Raw genomic sequence first — 22740 nt, forward strand, 5'->3', positions numbered from 1 at the left:
TAGCCTTTTGTTGAGTTAGATTTTTAAGAAAAAGATGGACAAATAATCCAGGTGGAAATATGAAAAAATTCATGACCCTAGTGTTGTCCTCAGTCATCCTTATCTTTACCGGCATAGCTTTTGGATCAGTTAATTTGCCTTTTTCTAAGATTTTGAGCACATTCACCCTTGAAAATTTAAAATTAGCAGTATATGACCCCAAGAAACTTGGCACAACTGAGACGATAATACTTCAGATAAGAATGCCCCGTGTGCTACTTGCATATCTTGTGGGACTCAGCCTTGCCTCTGCTGGAACAGCTTCCCAAGCTCTGTTTAAAAATCCTCTTGCCGATCCTTACATATTAGGAATAAGTGGTGGAGCTGCTGTAGGTGCCGCCTTGGCGGCTTTGTATTTTCCAACACACATGGGGATTTTTGCCCTTGTTGGAGCTTTGATTTCAGTTGGTATTGTTTACAATATTTCAAAAATTGATGACCACATACCGGTGGATACACTTTTATTGGCAGGAATCGCCTTTGGGTTTTTTGCTCATGCTGTAACCTCGTACCTCCTTTATGTTGGAAGAGAAAGAATCCACATGGCAATTTTCTGGCTCATGGGGACATTCAACGGGGCAACGTGGGATGATGTCAAGCTTGTTCTTTTTTCATCTATTGTGGGATTTTCATTTTTGATGCTTAGGTGGAAAGAGCTAAACCTTCTGCTTTTTGGAGAAGAGAGCATAGCACTCGGCTTGGATTTGAACTTCTATCGAAAAATTATAATATTTGTGATCTCCATGCTTACAGCGTTTGCTGTTGCAACAAGCGGAATAATTGGATTTGTTGGACTTATAAGTCCTCATGCCATGCGTTTAATGTTTGGACCAAACCACAAGAACCTCTTACCAGCAGCAGCTCTCTTTGGAGGGTCATTAATGGTATTTGCAGACTTACTGGCAAGGATAGTACTAAAACCTGCTGAAATACCTGTAGGCATAATAACGGCTCTGTTTGGGGCGCCTTTCTTCATTTACCTCCTTATGAAGCGTAAAAGGGGGGAACTTTATGCTTGAAGTTAATATTTCATTCTCATATGGTTCACGAAGAATCCTCCATGATGTGGAGTTTTCTGCTCAAAAGAACTCTCTCCTTGCTATCATTGGCCCCAACGGTGCGGGTAAGTCCACTTTGCTAAAGTGCATGGTGGGTATTCTTAAGCCTGAGGGGTATGTGAACTTTAATAACATTAACTTGATTGAGTTAAAACCTAAAGAACGGGCAAAGTTTATCACCTACGTTCCTCAAACCTCCGTTCCGGAATTTGCCTTCACGATTGAAGAGTTTGTTGAAATGGGCACATATGCAACAAGGGGCGATATAAAAGAAGCCCTAAGGAAAGTTGGGATGTGGGAAAGAAGAAAAGAATTTGTGACGAACTTAAGTGGCGGTGAATACCAGCTTGTCCTCATTGCGAGGGCATTGGCCCAGGGAAGCGAGGTAATTCTTTTGGACGAGCCCACATCTCACTTGGATATCAACCACGCCCTGCTTGTAATGAACCTCCTAAAGGACATCAAAGAGGAGAAAATAGTTATAGCTGTTATGCACGACCTAAACTTGGCATTACAGTACTCTGATGAAATTATTCTGCTGAACAAAGGGAAGGTTGAGTGGAAAGGAAATACTAAAGACCTCAAACCGGAAGTTCTGGAAAGAGTGTACAGTGTCAAAGCCAAGATACTTAAGGTTGAAAATAAGCCAATAGTTCTGGTGGAGATCTAAGGACTTAGTGCTTTCAAAAGCTCATGCGAGATTTCTTCCCTTATCTTTTCCCTGTTCTCCTCTGTTAGGACATAGAGCTTTCCTTTGTTTTTGAATCTATGCACCCATCTCCTATGCAGAGTTGCCAGCAGGGGCTTTTCACTCCTCAAAGCTTCCTCTATAACCTTTGCAAACTCCTTGCTCTTGAACTCCATCGCACCAATTTCGTCAATTATTATGACATCTGCATTTCGGATGGCTCTTCTTATTGCAGAAACTCCTATTTTGTCTAAATCTTCAACATTCACGAAATACTTTCCAACCCTGGGATATCCTTCTCCAACCCATGCTAAAGTGCCCTCTTCATTAGTATCAAGTGCCCTAATCTTAAATCCAACTCTTTTCCCTTGTTCTCTAACTTCCTGTGTGACCATCCCACCTATCCTAAAGCCACTCTTTCTGAGATCTTCTGCAATTTTAAGAACAAGAGTTGTTTTTCCTACTCCAGGCACTCCCGTTACAAAGATCTTCATGGCATCACCAGAATCTTTTAACATTGCTTAAAAATTAAAAAATTGTGGAAATCAAAGATGTGTCAGCTGTTGTTTTCTTCGCCGCTCTCATTATGGTGGTCTTCGTGATGTCCCTCTTCATGATGATTCTCTTCCTTGTGCTCCCTGCCTTCTCTATGATGCTTTTCTTTTTCCTCCCATCTTACCCTTATGAGCTCCTTCTCACTGTGATACCTTGTTTTTATCATATCTCTAAGCTGAGCTAAAAGTTGCTTGGCTAACTCATAGTTCCCGTTATCATATGCTTGTTCTACTTGTTCCAATAGGCTCTTCTCCTCAGTTACATTGAATCCAAGCTCTTCAAGTCTCTCAATTATGTCTTCAAGTTTTTCCAGCTGTATCTTGAGCTTCATAGTTTCATTTTTGTGCATCATTACCTGCATCTCCTCACTGCCCATTTTTATGACAACCTCTGCAAGTGATTTGGCTGCAATGGCAAGTCCGTACGCTTTTCCATATTTCGTTTCATTATATGCCTCTTTAGCTTCTTGGAGGTGATCCTTTGCCCTCTCAAGGAGTTTTTCGGCGGCAGGAATAGAGGTGTTTGCAATTAATGATTCAGCAAGGGCTGTTCTGTTCTCTGCAATTTGAATAGCAAGCAAGGCATCTTCTGCGGATATGGTCGTATTTTCACAAGTTACATTGGCGTTAAGCTTTTCACGGATCCTTTCTCTAACCCTCTCTGTAATGTTCTCTGAATATGGAGTGTTTATTATAACGACCGCTGTAGTGTTCAGCAAATTGAGTATCTGAGTCTGATTTTCAAAATTGTCTTCGTCCACATAGATTATGATTGTCCTTCCAGTTATGTTTTCAGCTCTTCTAATTGCCGTTACATCCTCTCCGTAAACGATGACAACTTTAACATTTTTCATCAATTCGGAGTAGTTTTCAAATAAGTACTGAAGCACTGCAAGGTTGGTTTCATATCTGTTTGCTCCCCATCTCCTGACATATGGTATTCCAAGATCTTGGAGGTCACTTAGATATTGATCAACTACAGCATTAGGACCTCCGATTACAAGAACTAAGTCCGGGGCTCTTGCAACTATCTCCGATGTAACATTTGGGTCGTAAATTCCCCACGGTGTTACAACCACAGATGCATTTAAGTACTCGGCAATTTTCTCAGCCAGAGCATGGTCAGCTTCATTATCACTCACTAATATTACTAAATTTAAGCTGGTTGCTGTTCCACTCTGAGCCTTTGATAAGGGTGCTGCACTTGCTAAAACCAAAAACCCAAACAAGAGAGCAAGTATTTTTCTTCCCATCATGCGCTTTCACCTCACTTATTTCTACTAAAAACGTTGTATTTAAGCTTTTTTCACGAAATCGTCAATTAACATTCACGTTTGTTTATAAAAAAGCCCCCATATCTCTTTTTGTCCTTTTTATCGTTAACAACCGTTTTTAATCGTTTATTATTGTTTAACCTCGAAAATAATGTTCGTTTTTAGGATTTTAGTGGTTAGCTACAGCAAATCTCTGATATATTCGCCACATCTTTGATTTTTAAATTTATAAAGAACAAAGCTTAAATCAGAAATTTGAGAAGTTCATTAGGTGGTGGAAATGAAGCTTAAGTACAAGCCAGAGGAACTTACCAAGCTCCCAAGGAGTGTTGAGTATAGAGATAAGAAAGTTTACCTCATTGATCAGAGGCTTTTACCTCGGGAGTTTAAGGTCATATCTCTAAGCACTGTTGAGCAGGTTGCAAAAGCCATAAAGACAATGCAGGTGAGAGGTGCTCCAGCTATAGGAGCAGCAGCTGCTTTTGGTTTAGCCTTATATGCCGAGAGGAGCAGGGCAGAAACAAAGGACGAGTTTTTTAATGGATTTTACAGGGCATATGAGATCCTGAAAAACACCCGTCCGACAGCGGTGAACCTTTTCTGGGCTCTCAATAGAATAAAAAAACTTGTCGAAGAACACAGAGAAGACAGCTTAGCTGAAATAAAGCGCTTGATAGTCAGGGAAGCTCAGAAAATAGCGGATGAAGATGTTGAAGCAAACCTAAGGATGGGACACATTGGAGCCGAAATTCTGCCAGAGGGGAATGTACTAACTCATTGTAACGCCGGAAGCTTGGCGACTGTTCATCTCGGCACTGTTGGTGCCGTTTTAAGGGTTATGCACAAAGAAGGAAAGCTCAACTTACTGTGGGTTGACGAGACAAGGCCGGTTCTGCAGGGTGCCCGCTTATCTGCGTGGGAGTATCACTATGATGGTATTCCACTCAAGCTCATTGCCGATAATATGGCCGGCTTTGTAATGCAGCAGGGAAAAGTTGATGCCATAATTGTTGGTGCCGATAGAATCGTTGCAAATGGCGACTTTGCAAATAAGATTGGAACTTATACTTTGGCTGTATTAGCTAAGGAGCACGGGATTCCATTCTTCACAGTTGCACCGCTATCAACAATTGACATGAGCCTTAAGAGCGGCGAGGAGATACCAATTGAAGAGCGCAGCAGGGAGGAAGTGCTGACATGCGGCGGCTGTAAGATAGCACCAGACGTTGATGTCTACAACCCAGCTTTTGATATTACGCCTCACAAGTATCTGACGGCAGTAATAACAGACAAAGGCGTTGTTTATCCTCCATTTGAGAGGAACTTGAAAAAGTTGTTTTGAGGATTTGGAGGATAAACTTTAATTTTCCCAACATCTTTCTTATATTCCGGTGATGCTCATGCAGTTCTTCAGCTTAAAGACGAGGATAGTCTTAGGGGAAGGAAGCTTGGGCTACATAAAGAGCATTGCAAAGAAGCACAGCAGAGTTTTAATATTCTCAAGCAAATCAATGAGAGTTCACGGGTTTTTAAATGAGGCAATGAACTATGTGGAAGATGCAAATGCAGAGGTTGAAGCAATAACAGGAGTTCCAGCAGAGCCGAGCTATGAATACGTCGAAAGTATAATGCCAAAGGTCAGAGAGTTCCAGCCAGACTTGATAGTTGCCTTAGGCGGAGGAAGTGTAATAGATGTGGCAAAGGCAGTTAAGGTTTTCTATGATGGCACAGAGCTTAAGTTTGAGGAGGTTGCATTCATAAGCCGCTTTGAGAAGCCAAAGCCAATTCCTAAGCTCAAGACTCCATTAATAGCAATCCCTTCAACGAGCGGAGCCGGGAGTGAGGTTTCAGCGGCGAGTGTTCTTAAAAAAGGAGATATTAAATACAACTTGGTAAGCTTTGAAATTGCGCCAGAGTTTGCAATTCTTGATCCAAGGTTGCCGAGGACAATGCCAAAAGAAGTTGCAAGGAACAGCGGACTGGATGTTCTGGTGCACGGAATTGAAGCTTATACAACAACCGCAGCGACACCTTTCAGCGATGCAATGGCGATCAAAGCCATAAAGCTCGTCTACAAGTGGTTACCGCTCTCAGTTCAAGGTGATGAAAAGGCAAGAGAAAATGTCCACTACGCAGCGACAATGGCCGGAATAGCTTTTCTTAATGCCCGCTTAGGATTGTGCCACAGCTTAAGCCATAAAGCGGCTTGGATTGCCCCTCACGGCTTGTTAAATGCAATATTCTTGCCCTATGTTATGGAGTTCAACATGAGGAGCGAATATGCAAGAAAACGCTATGCAGAGATAACAAGAGAGCTGGGCTTTAACACTGCTCAAGAGCTGATTGAAGTCATCAGAGAGTTCAATGAGATGCTTGGAGTTCCAAAGCTGAGTGAACTTGTAAGTGAGGAAGAATTCCTATCAAAGCTTGACGAAATGAGCGAAAAAGCCTACCACGATCCGCTGATAAACTTCAACCCAGTTGAGCCAAGCATTGAGGAAATAAAGGAGCTGTATAAGAGAGCCTTCTATGATTGAAGGATTTCTTTTACCCTTTTTACAAATCGTCTCACGGCGTCAAGGGAATTTATTACCTCAAAAATCTCTTCCCCATCAATATCATAGTACTCATGAGCGATAGCATTACGGTAGAACACAAGACTCTCCAGCACAGTTTGAAGATTTTTGTCAATGATTCCAGCTTTTCCAAGCTCTTTAAAAATCGCTCTATATGTCTTTGGAATTCCCAACCCATATGCGAGGATTAATTCCTCCCCCAAGTCTATTACCCTAATTTAAAATAACAAAGATAAGCATTGAAGAGGCATAAAATGTTTTTCTATCCCTTAGATCATCAACGTTCTTAATCTCCATGCTATCTAAATCACTAAGAAACCTCTCTATATCGCTGATAATCTTTCCAATTCTCTCGATGTCAAACATTGCTCAGTACCCTCTTCAGATGCCTTTCTAAAAGGGGTTTAAAATCCCAGTACTCCTTGAATGCTCTTGCTTTTATTCTATGGAGCTTTTTTTCATCTCTAACGAACAACGGCTTTCCTTCACTAAGAACTCTGAAGCGGATATATATCGGCAAATCCCAGAAAATTGAAATATCAATCTTTCGTGAGGAAAAGCTCAAGATTTCACGCCTTTGGGCTTTGGTTATTTTAGGTTCAGTTATCACGCAAATATCATAATCGGAATATGGTTTAGCTTTTCCAGTAGCCTGAGAACCAAAGAGATAAACAGCAATGATCCATGGATACAGCTTTAATTCCTCGACAACTTCCTCAATCATCAGTTGCAAATTGGTATCAAAATTAATAAAGGTTACTAATTATCCACTAACATGCATATCCTCCTTAGAAAAGCCATTGAAGAAAAGTTTGGCAGGCTTAATGAACTCCAGCTTAGAGCTTTTAGTGAGATTAGCTCAGGAAAGAGTGTTTTAATTATTGCTCCCACGGGAAGCGGAAAAACTGAAGCTGCTGTTCTGCCCGTTTTAGATGCAATTTTGAAGAATGGTTTAAAACCAATCTCCGCCCTCTACATCGCTCCCATCAAAGCTCTGAACAGGGATCTGCTTGAACGTTTGGAATGGTGGGGAGCTAAAACTGGGATTAGAGTTGAAGTAAGACACGGCGACACTTCCGCATATAAAAAAGCAAAGCAGACAAAAAACCCTCCACACCTTTTGATAATCACCCCCGAAACTCTTGGAGTTATTTTGACAATGAAATCGCTCAGAGCTTATTTGAAAAATATCAAATTCGTCATTGTTGACGAAATAGCAGAGCTCGTTGACAATAAAAGAGGAGTACAGTTAATTTTGGGTCTCGAGAGGCTTTCTGAGATTGCGGAATTCCAGAGAATTGGATTAAGCGCCACAATTGGAAATGAGGAGGAGATAAAGGAGTGGTTAAAAGCTGATGTCATTGTAAAGCCTTCACTCAGAAAGGAGTATTCAGTAAAAGTCCTCTTCCCCTCTCCTGATGAAAGAGATTTAAAGCTTGCTGAAAAGTTAAAGCTTCCTGTAGATGTGGCGACTCGTTTGAGGGTTCTCTGGGATATTGTGGAGAAGCATAAACGGGCTTTGATTTTCACAAATACAAGGCAGTTTGCTGAAATCTTAGCTCATCGCTTAAAAGCTTGGGGCAAACCAGTTGAAGTTCATCATGGAAGTTTGTCAAAAGAAGCGAGGATACAAGCTGAGAGGTTCCTAAAAGAGGGGAAAATCAAAGCTTTGATATGCACTTCTTCTATGGAGCTCGGCATCGACATAGGAGACGTGGATGTTGTCGTTCAATACATGAGTCCGAGACAAGTAAACAGACTAATTCAGCGCATAGGGAGAGCAAGGCATAGATTGGGAGAAGTTAGCAGGGGCTACATAATCACGGCTAATGTTGAGGATTATCTTGAAAGCCTAATAATAGCTCAAAGAGCTATTGAAGGAAAGCTTGAGAGAGTTAAGCCGTACGAAAATGCTCTCGATGTCTTAGCTCACTTCATTGTCGGCTTGCTGATTGAATATAAACATCTACCAAAGGATAAGCCATTTGAGATTGCCAAGAGAGCTTACCCATACAGAAACTTAAAATGGGAGGATTATGAAGGAGTTTTAAACATCTTGCAAGAGGCTCATCTGATAGGCTGTGATGAAGATAAAGGCATTCTCTTCTTGAGGAGAGGAGCTTATGCTTATTACTACGAAAATCTCTCAACAATTCCCGATGAGATATCTTACAGAGTTTTTGACGTTTCAAGCGGGCATATAATAGGTCGTTTGGACGAGAGCTTTGTCATGGATTTGGAGGAGGGAACGGAGTTCATAATGAATGGCAAAAGTTGGATCCTTCTTGGTATTGATGAAGAAGCAAAGCTGCTCAAAGTGAGAGAGAGCAAAAGCCTTGAGAGTGCAATTCCGAGCTGGGAAGGTGAGATGATTCCTGTTCCTTTAGAAGTCGCTTTGGATGTTGGAAGACTGAAAAGGGAGTTGCTGTTTGACTTTGAGAGAGCGAAAAGGATTATTAAAGATGTTGAATTTAGTGAGGAAGAGCTGAGGAAAGCCAAGGAAATTCTCGAAATGCAAGAGCCTTTAAGCACAGATAGAGATGTCGGTATTGAATCCCTGCCAAAGGCTCTTGTAGTCCATGCGGACTTTGGGAATCAGGTTAATGAAGCCATTGGAAGATTTGTGTGGAGTTTTCTCTCAATGAGATATGGTAAAGTTTTCACAATGAGAGCGCAAGCCCATGCAATTGTGTTTAAAACTCCATTTCAGCTCAATCCGAGTGAAGTGAAAAGTTATCTCCTCCAAGACGGCAGAGCTTTGCCCTTTGTGATTTCAAAAAGCTTAAGGGGGAGCATAATTTACAGATGGAGAATGCTGAACGTGGCAAAGAGGATTGGCGCTTTGAGGAGAGAAGCTAAAATAAGAAAAATCGAGAGACTTTTTGAAGGCACGATAATTGAGAAGGAAACCCTAAATGAGCTTTTCCATGACAAGCTCGACATCGAGAATGCAACTGAAATTTTGGACAAAATAAAAAGCGGCATAATTAGAATTAAAACCACCTTAAATTCTGAACCTTCACCATTAGCAGAGATGAATATAAACATCGGCGGAGAGTTCCTAATTAGCGGAGAGCTTGAAAAAGATGAAATCCTTGAGCTGTTCAAACAAAGGTTGTTGGATACTGAAGTTATGCTGGTGTGTATAAACTGTGGCTGGAGCTCAAGAACGAAGGTTTCCCGCTTGAGGGAGCGCTTAAAGTATCTGGAGTGTCCCAAGTGTTCTTCAAGAATGATTGCCGTTGCTCATCCAATTGATGCAGAAGAATTCCTCAAAGCTTTTAAAAAACTCAAACAGAGTAAAAAGCTGGAAAAAAGTGAGGAGAGAGCCTACAGAAAGCTAATAAAGGCAGCCGATTTAGTTCAGAGTTACGGCTTCGATGCAGTTTTGGCTTTAGCGAGCTACGGGACGGGGCCAGATACTGCAGCCAGACTTTTGAGCCAGTACAGAGGTGAGGCGCTACTGGTTGCTCTGATGGAGCGTGAAAGGGAGTTTATAAGGACGAGGAGATTTTGGGTGGATGGGAGAGATGGGAAAGTGAGAAAAGACTGAACACATCTATTGTTAACCTGTCTCTTAGACACTCCGAAAAGTTATTAAGTATCGCCCCGATACTAATAAAAGGGTGTTTATTTTGTTCAGCACGAGACCTGTTAGGAAGGAGGAAGAATTGTTCGGAAGGAAGCACAGGGAAGCTGTTGGAAGAATATATAATGCAATCCAAGATGGAGACTTTGTGGCAGTTCTTGGGCCAAGAAGGGTTGGAAAAACGAGCGTCATAAACGTCTTTCTGAACAAGTATGGCTCCGAGTTCTACTACCTCTACTATGACCTGGCCTTTGGAATGGGGAGGGAAGCAATAAGCTACTTAGAATTGACTCCCGTACGGACGAATATTCCAACAAAAGTCCTTGATTACTCCGCGTCCCTGAATTTTGGCATCTTAAGAATGGATATCAGACCCAGGGGGATAGTAGAGTTCCAGAACGCATTTATCGGGCTTTTGAGGTTTCTGAACAGGACGGGCAAACAGACTGTTATCGTCTTTGACGAAGCGCAGGTTCTCCCACGGTTCACACCGCTGAACATGCTTGGAATCCTCCAGACGATTTCAGATTCCTTTGAGAACGTTACGGTGATACTTTCTGGATCAATGCCGGGACTTCTTGAGCGAGTAATAAACCCAAGCGGCGAAAGACCGTTTTTTGCAAGATACGTGGAGAGGGTGAACATCACGAGGTGGTCAACTGAGGAAGGGCTGGAGTACCTCAAGCTGGGGCTTCCGTCCGTGGAGTTAGAGGAACTTAAGGAAGCAGTTATCGAGCTCTCGGGCGTTCCGGGCTTTTTAGCGTATTATGGAAAGCTCAGGACAAGGGGATTATTCCATTCAGAAGCTCTTGAGGAGACCGTGAAATACGCTATCAGGCTCTGGACCCTTGATCTGCAGAATTTTTTAAGGATATATAGATCCCCTGGATACATAGTTGCGCTACAAAGAGTTGCGAAAGGGCCATCAACTGGAGTAACCACTGAGGAAATAATAGCTGAGGTGAAAGCAACCACTGGACTGTCAGGGGTCAGAATAAAGAACATGCTCAGGAACCTTGTGGATGCAGGTCTGCTGGTAAAGCCGAGGAGAGGTCTCTACGTGATTCCGGAAAGACCTCTTAGGAAGGCTGTACTTAGTTTTAAAGGCAATTTCTCTAATCCTCGAACTTTTTGATGCCGCCAAGGTCTTTTCGCTGGATCAACCTGAGGAGCTTCACCGCGTAAAAGACCCAAAGTGCGTTCTTCTCGTCGTCCAAAAGACCGTCAATGAGTTCAAGAAGCTCTTTTTCAGCTTTTTGCATAGCGTTTTCAGAGAAGTCCGCGAACTCAAGCCCCTTAACGATAGCGAGGACTTCTGAAGGAATTCCTGTCTTAGGTGTTCTAACTTTCAAGTCTTCTGTCTCTGTTTTCCTGCCAGAGATTTCGGCGAGGAACTGACGGAACTCTTCAAGTTCTGGCTCAATGTCGATGCCGTTTCTCTTGAGGATGTATAGCGGATCGTCCGTTTTTTCTGCTAGTGCCTGATAGAGTGCGTCGAGTTTCTCTTCAGATACATCTCCTGTTAGTTTATCCACTATTTTCGATGCTTTTTGGATAGCGGTTATTATTTTTTCTTTATCTTCGTTCTTTACAGGAATTCCTCTTTCTCTTGCTGCCGATATTATTTCATCTGCTACTTTTTCGGGATTTTGCTTCATTTCACCGTACTTTACTCCACCGAGCACTAGTGAATCAAATGCGTCGCCCACTGCATGTCCGACATGTTTTGACGTACTCTTGGCAATGTGGGAGAGTGTGAGTGCAAGGAATGGATGGAGAAGCATTGTGCGTAGATCTTCTGGGTGCTTTTGCTTTACGTTTTTATGGTAGAAGTCACGGGATTCCATGCTCCTTATATATATAGGGTTCACCTGTGTCATCCACATGCTTTACAGCCTCTAGCACCTTATGGATTCTCTTCTCGTCCTGTTCGGGATCCACACGCTTGAGCAGCTTTGGGATGTTTCTCGTACCACGTACTATAAGGAATCCGATTTTTCGTACCTGGTCCCGAGTCAGCCCGTACTTTCTTGCGAGTTTTGCGTATATATCTTCTTCCTCTTTCTTCTTCCCCCCGAATATGAACATCCCGGCCAAAGGCAGAAGTGACAAGGGCACCACCCCTCAAACCTCAGCATTGAAAGAAATAAGCCTTTCGAAGTCCTTTAAATCCCAAACAAGCCAGTTCTCCTTCTTTTCCACTCTCTTAGCAACCAACCCATAAACCATTTCCCACCCTTCCAATCCTACAAGTTTGCTTTTCCTCTCCAACTTTTCCAAAATTCTCTTAGCTTCTCTCTCACTCAAATTCTTCCATTTAACCTCCACAAACAACACTTTCCTCTCTCGCTCATTCAAAGCAAGCAGATCAATCTCCTCTTTTTTGTGCCACCACTTCCCAATCCTCATGAACCTGAAAGGCAACTCTTTCCGTTTATTCAGCTCAATTAGAAATTGCTTTGCAATTTCCTCAAAAATCCAGCCAAGGTAGTTGTTGAAGTCCTTCATCACGAGCTCAATGAGCTCTTCACCCTCTCCGGTCTCTATTAAATCTGAGTTGGGATAAACGTAGCGAAACCAAAAAGCAAAATACGGGTCAGTTATGTAGTACCTCCCCTTCCTGCTCTTCCAGCTTGCCGTTACGGGAATTTCTCTTCGCACTAAGTCGAGGTCAATGAGAACACTTAGATATTTCCCTACAGTGGCTCTCTCCAAACCTGTTTCGTTTACGATTTCATTGAGCGTAGTTTTTCCCCTCGCTATCGCTTCCATTATGGCAAAGTAGTTCCTCGGCTCCTCGAGTTCCTCCCTAAGGATAAAAAGTGCATCTCCATAGAGGAACGAATCTGCTCTGAAGTAATCCAGCAGGTTTTCTTCAATGCTCTTTTCGTCATTGAACTCAAGAAGATATGCTGGGGTTCCTCCCAGTATCCCATAGACCTTTACAAACTCCTCAAGAGAATACCGCGGAAAGAATTCCTTCGCACTGAAAAAATTCAGGGGTTTAAGCTTCATCTGTGCAGTTCTTCTGCCGTAAAGGGGGCTTTTATAGCCGAAAAGCTTTTCCACCATGGAAATGCTGGAGCCGCAGATTATGAGAAATATTTTCCCCTGCGAGAGCTTTAAGTCCCAGTACTCCTGAAGTATTGAAGGCAAAACCTTGTTCCCCTTCACAAGATAGGGGAATTCATCGATAACGATGATGAGCCTATCTTTGAGAGATTTTTGATGAAGATACTCAAAAAATGCGTCCCAGCTCTGAAGTGGATTTTTCCTCAGAAATTCATCGTTAAAATACTCAGCTAACTTTTCCGAGAAGCGTTTTAGATTCTCAGATTCACTCGTTTCCCTTGCGAGGAGATAAACCCCTCCATGTTTCTTTATGAACTCAAGCAACAGAGCTGTCTTTCCGATCCTCCTTCTTCCGTATACAACTATGAATTCTGCTTTCCCCCTTTTCAACCTCTCCTCAAGCAGTTTCATCTCGGTTTCCCTATCGATGAACATATTATATACTCACCAGTAAATTACTTGCAAGTAAACTATTTAAGATTTTCGAAATTTTGACCGCTCTCCCTTCAGGATAATTGCAAAATCTCCAGATAGAGAACTCCTATTGAAAAGAAAAACAAAAACCTCAGCTCTTCCCAAAAATATCATTCACGGCAGTTAAGAACTCACTCGCTTTAACGACGTCTCTCACATCTATATGCTCATTCTTTGTGTGGGAAATATCCAAGTTGCCGGGTCCAAAGACTATGGTCTTTGTTCCGTTGTACATGAAGTTTATTGCGTCTGTCCAGCTCCTCATTCCTCCAAATTCATCCAAGCCAGTTAAATCCATTGCCCTCTTAGCTATCTGAACAATCTCCTCACTCTCATCAAGCTCATAACCATCCCATATCTCTGTGTATTCATATCTCAGCGTGTACTCCTCAAGTATTGGATCAAATAAGTCAAGAATATCCTCAACTTCTTGCTCCGGTAACAGACGAGCTTCAAGACGACCCTTACATAGAGCTGGGATTAAGTAATATGGGTTTTCACAGACAAGCTCCTGCAGTCCAACGTGGGGGTCAAAGTACTTTCCTTTCTGCTTAAATGGTTCCAAAGCCTTAAGCTCCTCTAACATTTTATAAGTCAGCTCAATGGCATTTTCTCCACTTTCAGGACAAGCCCCGTGGGCTTCTTTTCCGTCAACCTCAAAGTAAGCCTCAATGTTTCCAGCGTGGGCTATGTGAACTTCAAGATCAGTTGGTTCCAAAACAATTGCCATCTTTGGTCTGTACCGTTCCATAAACAAAGCGGATCCTCTTCCTCCCTTTTCCTCATCGCTGACAAACACAATTCCAACGTTTAAGTCCTTGTCTTCCTTCTTTAGGCTTTCAAGCATAAGCAAAATGCTCGCCAAACCTCCTTTTACATCGCTCGCTCCAGTTCCATAGACGATGTTGCCTCTTATGAATGGTTGAACCCTTATGTCAATTGTATCCATGTGCACCTCATAGAAGAGCTCGGCATCAGGATTAACGATGAGGTTTATTATCTCGCCATCGCTCTCTATATGGACATCATAACCGAGTTTGTGGAGGAACTCCATGATATGCAACGCCAGTCTGTCTTCCTTTCCTGAAGGGGAAGGGATTCTCAGCAGATTAATCAAAATTTCCTTGGCTCTCTCAGCTTTCATTCAAATCACCTAACCATTAGTAGTGGTGAGCCTTTATAAAGTCTCCCTAACTTTTTAAACCTTGGCGCTAATTTTCAAATGGGCGATGAAGAGTTTTACCCTTGCTGACGAGACTCGCTCCCTCGGATGAGGACGCGGTCCCCCCTGGAGCCCCTTTTGAGGTGATGAACATGATTCCCATCGAGATTCCGCCGAACACTGTAATGCTCAAAGGCATTGGCTGGGACTCAAACATATACTTAGTTAGAGACGAAAATGAAGCGCTGATAATAGACACTGGGACTGGAGTGTACTGGCACAAATACATAGATATCTGGCTCAATGAGAACTATTTGAAAGGTGCTGAAAAAATTACAATTTTCAATACCCATGAGCACTTTGATCATGTTGGTGGGAACATGGCTTTTAGGAGATATTTCGAGGAGAGAGGAATCAAAGTTTACTTTGCAGCTCATAAATATACGGCTGAAGCATTGGAACGCGGAGATGACTACGTGATACTCTCATTCTACCATGGAAGAAGCTACACTCCCCATGAAGTCCACCTAAAGCTGAGTGGTGGAGAGGCTTTGCGAGTTGGCAACCTTGAGCTGATTGTAATTCACACTCCCGGACATACAAGGGGAAGCGTTTGCCTGTATGAGCCGAATGAAAAGCTGCTCTTCACTGGAGACACAATTTTCAACAAGACTGTTGGAAGGACGGATTTTCCTACAGGAAGCTTAGAGATGCTCAAAAAGTCTCTCCAGAAGCTTGAAAAGCTTGACGTCTATCTTGGTTTGCCGGGTCATGGAAGGGTAATTAAAAACTGGAAAGAAAACCTTGAGTACATAAAGCACCTTCTGGAGGACTTCGAATGAGAAAGGGCTCGGTAAAAGAGGCATTGGCAAAGATAAAGTACGACCCAAGAGAAAACGAGAGCGATTACTACATAGTGATTGAACACCGGGGAGCTTATGAAAACATCAAGAAAATCCCCGTAGAAATCATTGAACTTGGGCACGGCTACTTCTTTATTGGTGAAACGCAGATTCCTTATCACAGGATTTTGGCGGTTGTTAGGAAAGATGGGAAAATCGTGTGGAGGAAGAGGGGAGTAAGCGAAGAGCTTAAATTCTGAAGTTTCCTATACCGTGTTTTTCATCAAGTTAAGTTTTTAATCAATCAAAATCACCCTTCATCTGGTGATGGTATGATAGACGCTCACGCTCATTTTGAGTTTTATAAGCGGGATGCACCAAAAATTATAGATGAGTGTAAAGCTGAGCTTAAAGCCGTTGTTGACTCAATAACGGAGTACAGAAAAGCTCATGTATGGAAAAGCTGGGAGATGCTGAAGCCTTACTTCGGCTTTATCTTCCCAACGCTTGGCTATCATCCAAACGAAGCGAGACGGGGGAATTGGGAGAAGGTTAGGAAGGTTGAGGAGTTCATATGGGATCATAAAGATGAAATCGTTGCAGTCGGCGAAATTGGCTTGGACTACCACTACGCTGAAAATGAAAAGCAGAAAGAAAATCAGATGAACATTTTCAAGCACTTCCTCAAATTAGCACTTGAGATTAAAAAGCCTGTAGTCATTCATGCCAGAGAGTCTGAAAAAGAGGCATATGAAATTGTTCAGCACTATGGTGTAAATGCTTACTTCCATTCTTTCGCTGGAAGTAAAGAGCTGGCGAAGGAGATTGCAGAGAACGGACATTACATCGGGATAAACACTGGTATTGTCTTCATTCCAGAAGTCAAAGCTGCGGCAGAAGTTCTCGATGTTGAGGCAGTTTTGGTAGAAACAGACTCTCCTTATATGAGCCCATTTAAAGGACAGAGAAATAAGCCTTGCTACGTAAAGGTAGTAATTGAAGAGATAGCAAAGCTTAAAGAGCTGAGCTTTGAAGAAGTAGAGAGGATAACTGAGGAAAATGCTATTAAATTTTTCAATCTAAAGCTGAGGTGAGAAGATGCACATCATGGAAGAGCTCAAAACCCTTTGCAGAGAGCTTGGAGAGGAAAGCCTAATTCCAAGAATTGAGTCATTCATAGCCCTAAACAAAGAGTTCGAATCCAAAAAGGGCAAAGAATTTGTTGAAGTTTCCATATTGGGATTTGCAGAGGGAATTCTGACAACACTCAAACTCAAGTATCCTGAGAATGAGAAAGTTAGGAGCTTGCTTGAGAAAGTAAGCACTCAGAGGAAAGAACTCGATATAAAGTTCAGAAAACCAAAGCCGCCGATTTTTGATGAATGATCAGCCCTGGCTGTAGTCATCATCGCAGAGCTCAGACCGTAGAAAGGTCATCACATGCCCGCCATTAAATTGTTTTATTCCTTAATTTTTAAGTTTTTCAGTAGAACTCCTTGAACAGCTCGACCTCCTGTATGTACGAGCGTTTAAGCTTTAGGGCTGTTTTGGCTCTCTCAAGTTCCCTTCCTAGGTAAAAAGCATGCCTCGGTGAGATTTGGAAGTGCTCAAGAATTGTGTCAATTATTGCATTTGGTTCTTCTCCCACTATCGTCAAAATCTGCTCGGATCCTCTATGAGCAATCACCCAGATTTTCCCCTTTTTTGTAGAAATCCTGAAGTAAATATCTTCGAGCTTAACTTCCTTCTCTTTAGCTTTAATTATAGGGGATTTAATCTCATACTCAACTTTCTCGCTCCTCTTCTCCTTCAAAATCAGCAGATCAAAACCTAAATCTTTGGGCATGTCGAAGAGCATCATGTCCAAAGCTCTCCTCAGCTCCTTGACTGCTCCTCTACATTTGGGGCTAACTTCCGTAGTTAAAAGCAGAGAAATTTTCAGTTCTTTGGCGAAACCTGCCATAACTGCGTTTATCCCAACGCTGTCAGCATCAATTAGTTCAACAACATTGCCAACACCAGCCAATAGTACATCATCTGGATTTCTCTCGCGATAGAGCTGAAAAGCTGTGATTGAGCGGGCTAAGTTAGGGATATGCTCAAGAATAAGGTCGGGAATAATTCGTTTATAACCTAAATCAATGGCTTTTTCTTTGAGCATTTCCAAAAATTCAACTCTTTCATGTGGATCCCTTGGAAAGAATCCTTTTTTCTGGTTTGTAGGTATTAAAACCACTGGTTTCTCAATCACAATCTCCTCAAGGTTGCTCTCGTCAATGCTGAGGAAAAGGTCGGCATAATCTAAAGCTCTCTCAATTTCCTTCGTGTTTAAGGAATCAAAGCTTACTGGAACATCATATCCTCTTTCCCTCAGAGCATCTCGAACTTCTGGAATCACCTCGATAAATTCCAGATTCGTTTCTCCGCTTACCATCCCAATGTCTATGATGTCTGCTCCACTCTCGAGGTAATAAACCGCTTTATCAACTGTCTCATCAACGCTCAGCTCTGGTGCATCGACTATCTCAGCTAAGATTCTGTGTGGAAAGTCAAAGCCTACCGGCAGGTTTCCAATTAAGAAGTTGTAGGGCTTTTTGAGGGCTCTTTTGATATAAACTTTGTTTTTCGTCTTATTTTTGATATCCTCAACCTTCTTAAGCGCATCCCGTTGAAAGAGATCATCGGCGGGAACTTCCTTGCTCAGCTTGAAGCCTTCTCTCAACGCTTTCAAAACTTGAGGCAGATCAAAGGCATATTTCGGTCCTTTGAACGTTGGGATGCCAAGTTCATCTTCGATTATTTGAGCTGAGCCCCTAACAAGGCCGGGGATGAGAATTAAGTCGTGATCTTCACTTTTTATGCCGGCTTTTTTTAGGTAGTGGGCTATGAGCTTTGGTGTCAAAAAAGCGGCTACGCTGACGGGAGCTACAAATACATCGCAGTCTTTACCGTATTTTCTCACCAACGGCTCAGCAAGTTTTCCCGTCACAAGGAGGATCTTCATGTACTTAACTCCGCTTCTTAAGTTATAAAACCTCTCCCAAAATTTTATTAACTCAAGTGCTTCCTCTTTAACTAAGGTGAGTTGGATGATCGAAGTTGAGAACTTAACTAAAAAATTTGGGGACAAAATTGCCGTTGATGGAATAAGCTTTCATGTTCACGATGGTGAAATTTACGGTCTTCTGGGACCAAATGGAAGTGGCAAATCAACCACAATGAAGATCCTTGCCGGAATTTTGAAGCCCACCACCGGAAAAGTTCTGGTTGAAGGGATAAATGTCGCTAAAAATCCAATTGAAGTTAAAAAAATAGTTGGCTATGTTCCAGAGACACCAATTTTGTATGAAAGCTTAACACCAAGCGAACTTTTCAACTTTGTCGGAAGCATAAGGGGGATTCCTAAAGATAAACTTGAAGAGAGGGTGAATTACTTTGTTAAGGCTTTTGGCATTGAGGAGTATTTAGAGCAGTTCATTGGAACGCTCAGCTTTGGAACTCAGCAGAAGGTTTCTCTGATAACCGCTCTTTTACATGACCCAAAAGTTCTCATCTTGGATGAGGCTATGAATGGGTTAGATCCAAAGTCAGCCAGAATTTTAAGAGAGCTTCTGCTTGAATTCAAAAATGAAGGAAAGAGCATAGTTTTCTCCACACATATTCTGTCCTTAGCTGAGGTCATCTGCGATAGAATCGGCGTCATCTATCAGGGAAAGATAATTGCAGAGGGAACAATTGAAGAGCTTAAAGAGAAAGCCCATGAGGAAAGTCTCGAAGATGTCTTCCTCAAGCTCACAGAGAGCAAAGATGAGATTGTTCATATAGTTCAGGCCCTCAAGGAAAGCCTATAGGTGTGTTAAATGTTTGAGGTTGTTAAGATTCTTTACCGCGAGCTCCATTACCAGATTTTAAAGAGGAATCCACAGATAGCAAATGACGAGAAAAAATTCAAAAAGCACCTCAAGAATGCAGTCAGCATAAAAAGAAACGTTGCAATTCAGAGCATAGCTTTCATTTTCTTTGGAATCATGATGGCTATAGGACTTTTCTTTTCTGATGACAAAACCTATATAGTTGCGATGCTGTCTTCTTTGGCATTAATTCCATTCATATTTTCACTTTATGTTACAACAGTCCAATCGTCTTATGTGGTCTCGCTCGGTTTGTTTGAACCAATGAAATCTTTACCGATAAGAATTGGAGCACTCTATTTAAGTGAGCTCTTGGGAATTGATCAAATCCCAGCGTTGGCAATGATTTTGCCAAGCATAGCTGTTGTCAGTATGAGGTATCCTTTGAATGGAATTTTAGCTCTGCTGTGGGTTTTCGTGGGAATGCTTGCTGGTCACACAATTGGACTAATAATATACTCCACTTTTGGGCTTAGGATTAGCTACAGAAAAAGCAGAAGCGGAAGCTTAAAAAATCTTCTTAAAATTCTGGCGATATTTGCGTTTATGGGACTGTTCTATGGGGTAAGCTATATGCAAGGGTACATTCAGGAGCACAGCGAAAAGGTTGCTGCAGTCATTGGCAGGTACTCTATAGCTTATCCCTTTACAATTTCCTCGATTTTTGATCCAAAGAAGAGCGTTGTAATGCTTTTGCTTTATGTTGCGGTGTTTATTCCTCTCTACCAGCTTGCTCTCAAAAGAGTCTGGAGCGGGATTCTTGAACCAAAGCTCGAATCTGAAAAAACCAAGACATCAAAATTCAGAGCCTCTCTTGGTGGAAAAGTCCTCAATCTCACACTCAAGGATTTGAAAATAATCTTCCGAAAGACTGCAATGATAACTGGGTTTTTGATGCCAATTTATGTTTTACTGCCCCAGATACTCATGACAATACAAAGTGGAAATCTTTCAATTATGAGAGCAACTTACTTCCTCTTCATCTTGGGGGTCTTTACAATCCCTGGAGCAGATGCCGTGCTTAAGGTAGAGGGCAAAGTTTTAGACTTCCTCAAATCCTTGCCGCTCACCAAGAGAGAATACGCCCTCAGCAAAGCTCTCTCAATGTCTGTGATCCCTATGCTACTTTCGGGCTTGATTTTGATTCTCGCCGTTTATTATGATCCAAAGGCTCTCATCCTGTTCCCCTATATATTCCTACTCCCCCTGAATGCTTCATTTCTGACAATGGCATATTTCTTCCGCTATGAGGAGGTTGAGCTTGGAATCCCAGAATTCAACATTGGGCATATGATTGTACTTATGATTCTGGTCGGGATGCTCTTTGGAGTAATTACCCTTCCATTGTTTCTGCTTACGTATCCGCTTGAATATTTCATAAGCTTCGGAATTGGTTTGGTAAGTTTAGGGATTTTGTATAGGTTACTTTAGCTTTATTACCTTCTTAGAACTCTCTCAACAACAGGATCAATAATTTTGTACTTTTTTCTGCCATCTTTAAGCTCCGGCGTAATCCAGCTCATTTTTTCAAGATTCCGAAGCAATTCAGCGAGCCTGGAGTTTGGAACTCTCTTGCTGTTTCTCTCCAGATAATCTTTTATAAGCTCCCATCTGTCGTACCCTCTTGCTATTGCCTTTAGTATCAGAACGTAGCGGAGGCTTCTTTTTTCCAGCTCCTTTAATTCCCCTTTTAAAAAGTCCTCAGCTCGTTTCATAACACCTTCTAAGGCTTTTTCGAGGCTTTTAATTTTAATGTATTCGTTACCAAAATCAACAAGCCAACCTGGAATCCCATCGAGTATCTCAACGGCTTTTTCAATATCATCTTCGCTTATTTGGATGCTTACTTCTTCAAATCCCTGTCTAAGAAATTCCTTTGAGAGTTCTCTTGAGAATGGGACGATGGTAAGTTCCTCGCAGACTCTCCCATAAAGAGGACTTTCATAATTATCAATTCCAATAAAGTCATGAAGAAGTCCTACCTCAGAACCAGTTAAGATAAAATGAACGTTCCTAAGATTATCATAGCTGTATGCAAGCAGTGCCAGGAACTCTTTTCCTCCTTTGGAGCCATAAAACCTCAGATACTGGGCTTCATCAATTCCTATTACAACACCAACGTCATTAAGAGCTTCGAGAACTTCCGAAAGAAGGACTTCTCTTTTGAACCTTACGTCAACTCCAAAAAGTTTGACACCTCTAATATATTTCAATGCATCTATGATTTTTTCCTTGAATTCACCTTTTAGAGAGTTTAGAGATTTTTCGAATGTTCGAATTAGCACGTCATTTGTTATCCAGCCTCCAGAGTCAAAGTACAGCTTTCTTGCGTCAATATAAATACCATTTCCGAGTTCATTAAGAGCGACCCTTAAAATTGAACTTTTGCCTATCCTTCTAATTCCTAAAAGCAGAACCAATGGTTTATCAGCGAGCTTCTTAAGCGACTCAATTTCTTCTTCTCTGTCAAAAAGCTCTTTCCTATCCATCTTTGGTCGTGGATCAAATAACATAAGTAATGCCCCCGTTACTAAGTAACGCCCCCATTACTTATAATCCTTTTGAATGAAACTTGAATTGAAAAGAATCAGCATGTAATATGAAAAACCCCTAATACTTTCTTCCCCTTTCTCAACTCATTGAAGAGCTTTATTGCTTCTGGAGTCGGTTTTTCTACAATTTCCTTGCCTTTGACAAGTTCCTTAGCTTCAGGTAATAGCCTTAAAGCACCATAAATTCCGGTTCCTACAATCAAAATATCAAAATCCTCTCTAAGGTAATCCTTCAGCTCATCCGGATCAAACTTGTGACTTGTTCCATGCTTTTTCTTTGACAGCTCTTTTTTTCTCCGTTCAATTTTTCCAGAAGGATAAATAACAATGTCATATGGGTATTCCTTACCTTGGACAACAATCTCTCCAAACCTCACAGAATCAATCATAAGCTCACCTCCCTTAGGCTTCTCAATGCATCATCAAGTATCTTACCATGATCAAAAGCCAGCTTTAAGCTCTTAATCTCATCAAAGCTGAAGACTTTTGCCTCTCTGGCATCATCTCCTCCCCTAAGATTTCCATGCCCTTTGGCTAAGAATGCTATTGTAACTGTATGTCCCCTTGGGTCTCTGTTAGGATCGCTGTAAACTCCAATGAGCTTTATCAGCTCAACATTCAGCCCTGTCTCCTCCTTTGCCTCTCTAATTGCTGCATCTTCTACTCTCTCTCCGTACTCAACGAAGCCACCTGGCAAAGCCCAGTGGTTTTTGAAAGGCTCGTGTTTGCGTTTTATTAAAACAATGCCATCCTTATAGAAGATCACTAAATCAACCGTTAAGCCAATGCATTTATGAACTTCGGCTTTTAATTCGGGGTATTTTTTTAAGATGAGCTTTGTTATATCCCTTTTGACTGGAGCCATATCATAACCTTTAGGAGCTTTAATTAGCAAAACATACCTGTCCATACCTCCCACCCCGAGTTTTTGCCTCAGAGAAGTCCCGTA

At 41.8% G+C, this 22740-nt stretch carries 25 protein-coding genes; 12 read left to right on the forward strand and 13 right to left on the reverse strand.

The window, feature by feature from the left end; all coding sequences use genetic code 11:
- The first annotated feature begins 59 nt into the window (after positions 1–59).
- Both TERMP_RS03100 and TERMP_RS03105 read left to right on the forward strand, forming a co-directional pair.
- Positions 60–1058, forward strand: coding sequence for a FecCD family ABC transporter permease (locus tag TERMP_RS03100; protein ID WP_013466896.1), 999 nt, complete (start codon positions 60–62; stop codon positions 1056–1058).
- Complete coding sequence (locus TERMP_RS03105) at positions 1051–1767, forward strand: ABC transporter ATP-binding protein (protein WP_013466897.1); 717 nt, start codon at positions 1051–1053, stop codon at positions 1765–1767. The genes TERMP_RS03100 and TERMP_RS03105 overlap by 8 nt, the downstream gene beginning before the upstream one ends.
- Here the strand turns inward: TERMP_RS03105 and TERMP_RS03110 are convergent.
- Both TERMP_RS03110 and TERMP_RS03115 read right to left on the reverse strand, forming a co-directional pair.
- A complete protein-coding gene (locus tag TERMP_RS03110) occupies positions 1764–2279 on the reverse strand; it encodes an NTPase (RefSeq protein WP_013466898.1) in 516 nt (171 codons plus the stop codon). The genes TERMP_RS03105 and TERMP_RS03110 overlap by 4 nt on opposite strands.
- 62 nt (positions 2280–2341) lie before the next feature.
- Positions 2342–3595 carry a cell wall-binding repeat-containing protein gene (locus tag TERMP_RS03115; protein ID WP_013466899.1) on the reverse strand — a complete coding sequence of 418 codons (1254 nt, stop codon included), beginning with the start codon at positions 3593–3595 and terminating at the stop codon, positions 2342–2344.
- A 298-nt stretch (positions 3596–3893) separates the two neighbouring features.
- Here TERMP_RS03115 and mtnA point away from each other — a divergent pair, with 298 nt between their 5' ends.
- Both mtnA and TERMP_RS03125 read left to right on the forward strand, forming a co-directional pair.
- A complete protein-coding gene (mtnA, locus tag TERMP_RS03120; protein WP_013466900.1) occupies positions 3894–4955 on the forward strand; it encodes an S-methyl-5-thioribose-1-phosphate isomerase in 1062 nt (353 codons plus the stop codon).
- 58 nt (positions 4956–5013) lie between these two features.
- Positions 5014–6150 carry an iron-containing alcohol dehydrogenase gene (locus TERMP_RS03125; RefSeq protein WP_013466901.1) on the forward strand — a complete coding sequence of 379 codons (1137 nt, stop codon included), beginning with the start codon at positions 5014–5016 and terminating at the stop codon, positions 6148–6150.
- Here the strand turns inward: TERMP_RS03125 and TERMP_RS03130 are convergent.
- From TERMP_RS03130 to mntA, 3 genes are read right to left on the reverse strand one after another with little or no spacing between them, the layout of a single operon-like run.
- Positions 6141–6392, reverse strand: coding sequence for a DUF86 domain-containing protein (locus tag TERMP_RS03130; protein WP_013466902.1), 252 nt, complete (start codon positions 6390–6392; stop codon positions 6141–6143). The two genes, TERMP_RS03125 and TERMP_RS03130, sit on opposite strands and share 10 nt — an antisense overlap.
- A 10-nt stretch (positions 6393–6402) precedes the next feature.
- Complete coding sequence (locus TERMP_RS11515; RefSeq protein ID WP_013466903.1) at positions 6403–6555, reverse strand: hypothetical protein; 153 nt, start codon at positions 6553–6555, stop codon at positions 6403–6405.
- Complete coding sequence (gene mntA / locus TERMP_RS03135; RefSeq protein WP_013466904.1) at positions 6548–6913, reverse strand: type VII toxin-antitoxin system MntA family adenylyltransferase antitoxin; 366 nt, start codon at positions 6911–6913, stop codon at positions 6548–6550. The genes TERMP_RS11515 and mntA overlap by 8 nt, the downstream gene beginning before the upstream one ends.
- 51 nt (positions 6914–6964) lie before the next feature.
- Between mntA and TERMP_RS03140 the strand changes: the two genes are divergently transcribed.
- Together TERMP_RS03140 and TERMP_RS03145 are read left to right on the forward strand one after the other, a co-directional pair.
- Positions 6965–9742, forward strand: a complete 2778-nt coding sequence (locus tag TERMP_RS03140) for a DEAD/DEAH box helicase (protein WP_013466905.1) — start codon at positions 6965–6967, stop codon at positions 9740–9742.
- Positions 9743–9815: 73 nt separating this feature from the next.
- Positions 9816–10913, forward strand: coding sequence for an AAA family ATPase (locus TERMP_RS03145; RefSeq protein WP_373419379.1), 1098 nt, complete (start codon positions 9816–9818; stop codon positions 10911–10913).
- On the opposite strand, the gene TERMP_RS03150 is transcribed toward TERMP_RS03145, so the two are convergent.
- From TERMP_RS03150 to TERMP_RS03165, 4 genes are all read right to left on the reverse strand, one after another.
- A complete protein-coding gene (locus TERMP_RS03150; protein ID WP_048159740.1) occupies positions 10894–11625 on the reverse strand; it encodes a hypothetical protein in 732 nt (243 codons plus the stop codon). The two genes, TERMP_RS03145 and TERMP_RS03150, sit on opposite strands and share 20 nt — an antisense overlap.
- Complete coding sequence (locus TERMP_RS03155) at positions 11612–11890, reverse strand: hypothetical protein (RefSeq protein WP_013466908.1); 279 nt, start codon at positions 11888–11890, stop codon at positions 11612–11614. The genes TERMP_RS03150 and TERMP_RS03155 overlap by 14 nt, the downstream gene beginning before the upstream one ends.
- A gap of 12 nt (positions 11891–11902) precedes the next feature.
- Positions 11903–13285, reverse strand: coding sequence for an ATP-binding protein (locus tag TERMP_RS03160; RefSeq protein ID WP_013466909.1), 1383 nt, complete (start codon positions 13283–13285; stop codon positions 11903–11905).
- Positions 13286–13415: 130 nt separating this feature from the next.
- The gene (locus tag TERMP_RS03165; protein WP_013466910.1) at positions 13416–14468 is read right to left on the reverse strand and encodes a M20/M25/M40 family metallo-hydrolase; all 1053 of its coding nucleotides are present in this window, start codon (positions 14466–14468) and stop codon (positions 13416–13418) included.
- 170 nt (positions 14469–14638) lie between these two features.
- On the opposite strand from TERMP_RS03165, the gene TERMP_RS03170 reads away from it, so the two are divergent.
- The 4 genes from TERMP_RS03170 to TERMP_RS03185 all read left to right on the forward strand — a co-directional run bounded on the left by TERMP_RS03170 (position 14639) and on the right by TERMP_RS03185 (position 16714).
- On the forward strand, positions 14639–15328 hold the full coding sequence (locus tag TERMP_RS03170; protein WP_013466911.1) for an MBL fold metallo-hydrolase: 690 nt from the start codon (positions 14639–14641) through the stop codon (positions 15326–15328).
- Positions 15325–15588, forward strand: a complete 264-nt coding sequence (locus tag TERMP_RS03175) for a DUF504 domain-containing protein (protein WP_013466912.1) — start codon at positions 15325–15327, stop codon at positions 15586–15588. The genes TERMP_RS03170 and TERMP_RS03175 overlap by 4 nt, the downstream gene beginning before the upstream one ends.
- A gap of 72 nt (positions 15589–15660) precedes the next feature.
- On the forward strand, positions 15661–16422 hold the full coding sequence (locus TERMP_RS03180) for a YchF/TatD family DNA exonuclease (protein WP_013466913.1): 762 nt from the start codon (positions 15661–15663) through the stop codon (positions 16420–16422).
- A 4-nt stretch (positions 16423–16426) separates the two neighbouring features.
- A complete protein-coding gene (locus TERMP_RS03185; protein WP_013466914.1) occupies positions 16427–16714 on the forward strand; it encodes a DUF3216 domain-containing protein in 288 nt (95 codons plus the stop codon).
- 97 nt (positions 16715–16811) lie between these two features.
- On the opposite strand, the gene TERMP_RS03190 is transcribed toward TERMP_RS03185, so the two are convergent.
- Positions 16812–18332, reverse strand: a complete 1521-nt coding sequence (locus tag TERMP_RS03190) for a dihydropteroate synthase-like protein (protein ID WP_013466915.1) — start codon at positions 18330–18332, stop codon at positions 16812–16814.
- Positions 18333–18417: 85 nt separating this feature from the next.
- On the opposite strand from TERMP_RS03190, the gene TERMP_RS03195 reads away from it, so the two are divergent.
- Both TERMP_RS03195 and TERMP_RS03200 read left to right on the forward strand, forming a co-directional pair.
- Positions 18418–19179, forward strand: a complete 762-nt coding sequence (locus TERMP_RS03195) for an ABC transporter ATP-binding protein (protein ID WP_013466916.1) — start codon at positions 18418–18420, stop codon at positions 19177–19179.
- A gap of 9 nt (positions 19180–19188) precedes the next feature.
- Positions 19189–20670: a hypothetical protein gene (locus tag TERMP_RS03200; RefSeq protein WP_013466917.1), complete on the forward strand. Its 1482-nt coding sequence runs from the start codon at positions 19189–19191 to the stop codon at positions 20668–20670.
- A 5-nt stretch (positions 20671–20675) separates the two neighbouring features.
- Here the strand turns inward: TERMP_RS03200 and TERMP_RS03205 are convergent, their stop codons facing one another.
- The 3 genes from TERMP_RS03205 to TERMP_RS03215 all read right to left on the reverse strand — a co-directional run bounded on the left by TERMP_RS03205 (position 20676) and on the right by TERMP_RS03215 (position 22701).
- Entirely contained in the window at positions 20676–21752 is a 1077-nt protein-coding gene (locus TERMP_RS03205) for an AAA family ATPase (protein WP_013466918.1), read from the reverse strand.
- A 74-nt stretch (positions 21753–21826) separates the two neighbouring features.
- Positions 21827–22180, reverse strand: coding sequence for an Mth938-like domain-containing protein (locus tag TERMP_RS03210; RefSeq protein ID WP_013466919.1), 354 nt, complete (start codon positions 22178–22180; stop codon positions 21827–21829).
- On the reverse strand, positions 22177–22701 hold the full coding sequence (locus TERMP_RS03215) for an NUDIX domain-containing protein (protein WP_013466920.1): 525 nt from the start codon (positions 22699–22701) through the stop codon (positions 22177–22179). Before TERMP_RS03215 ends, TERMP_RS03210 begins: the two co-directional genes overlap by 4 nt.
- Positions 22702–22740: the final 39 nt, after the last annotated feature.

The organism is Thermococcus barophilus MP, assembly GCF_000151105.2.
Taxonomy (GTDB): domain Archaea; phylum Methanobacteriota_B; class Thermococci; order Thermococcales; family Thermococcaceae; genus Thermococcus_B; species Thermococcus_B barophilus.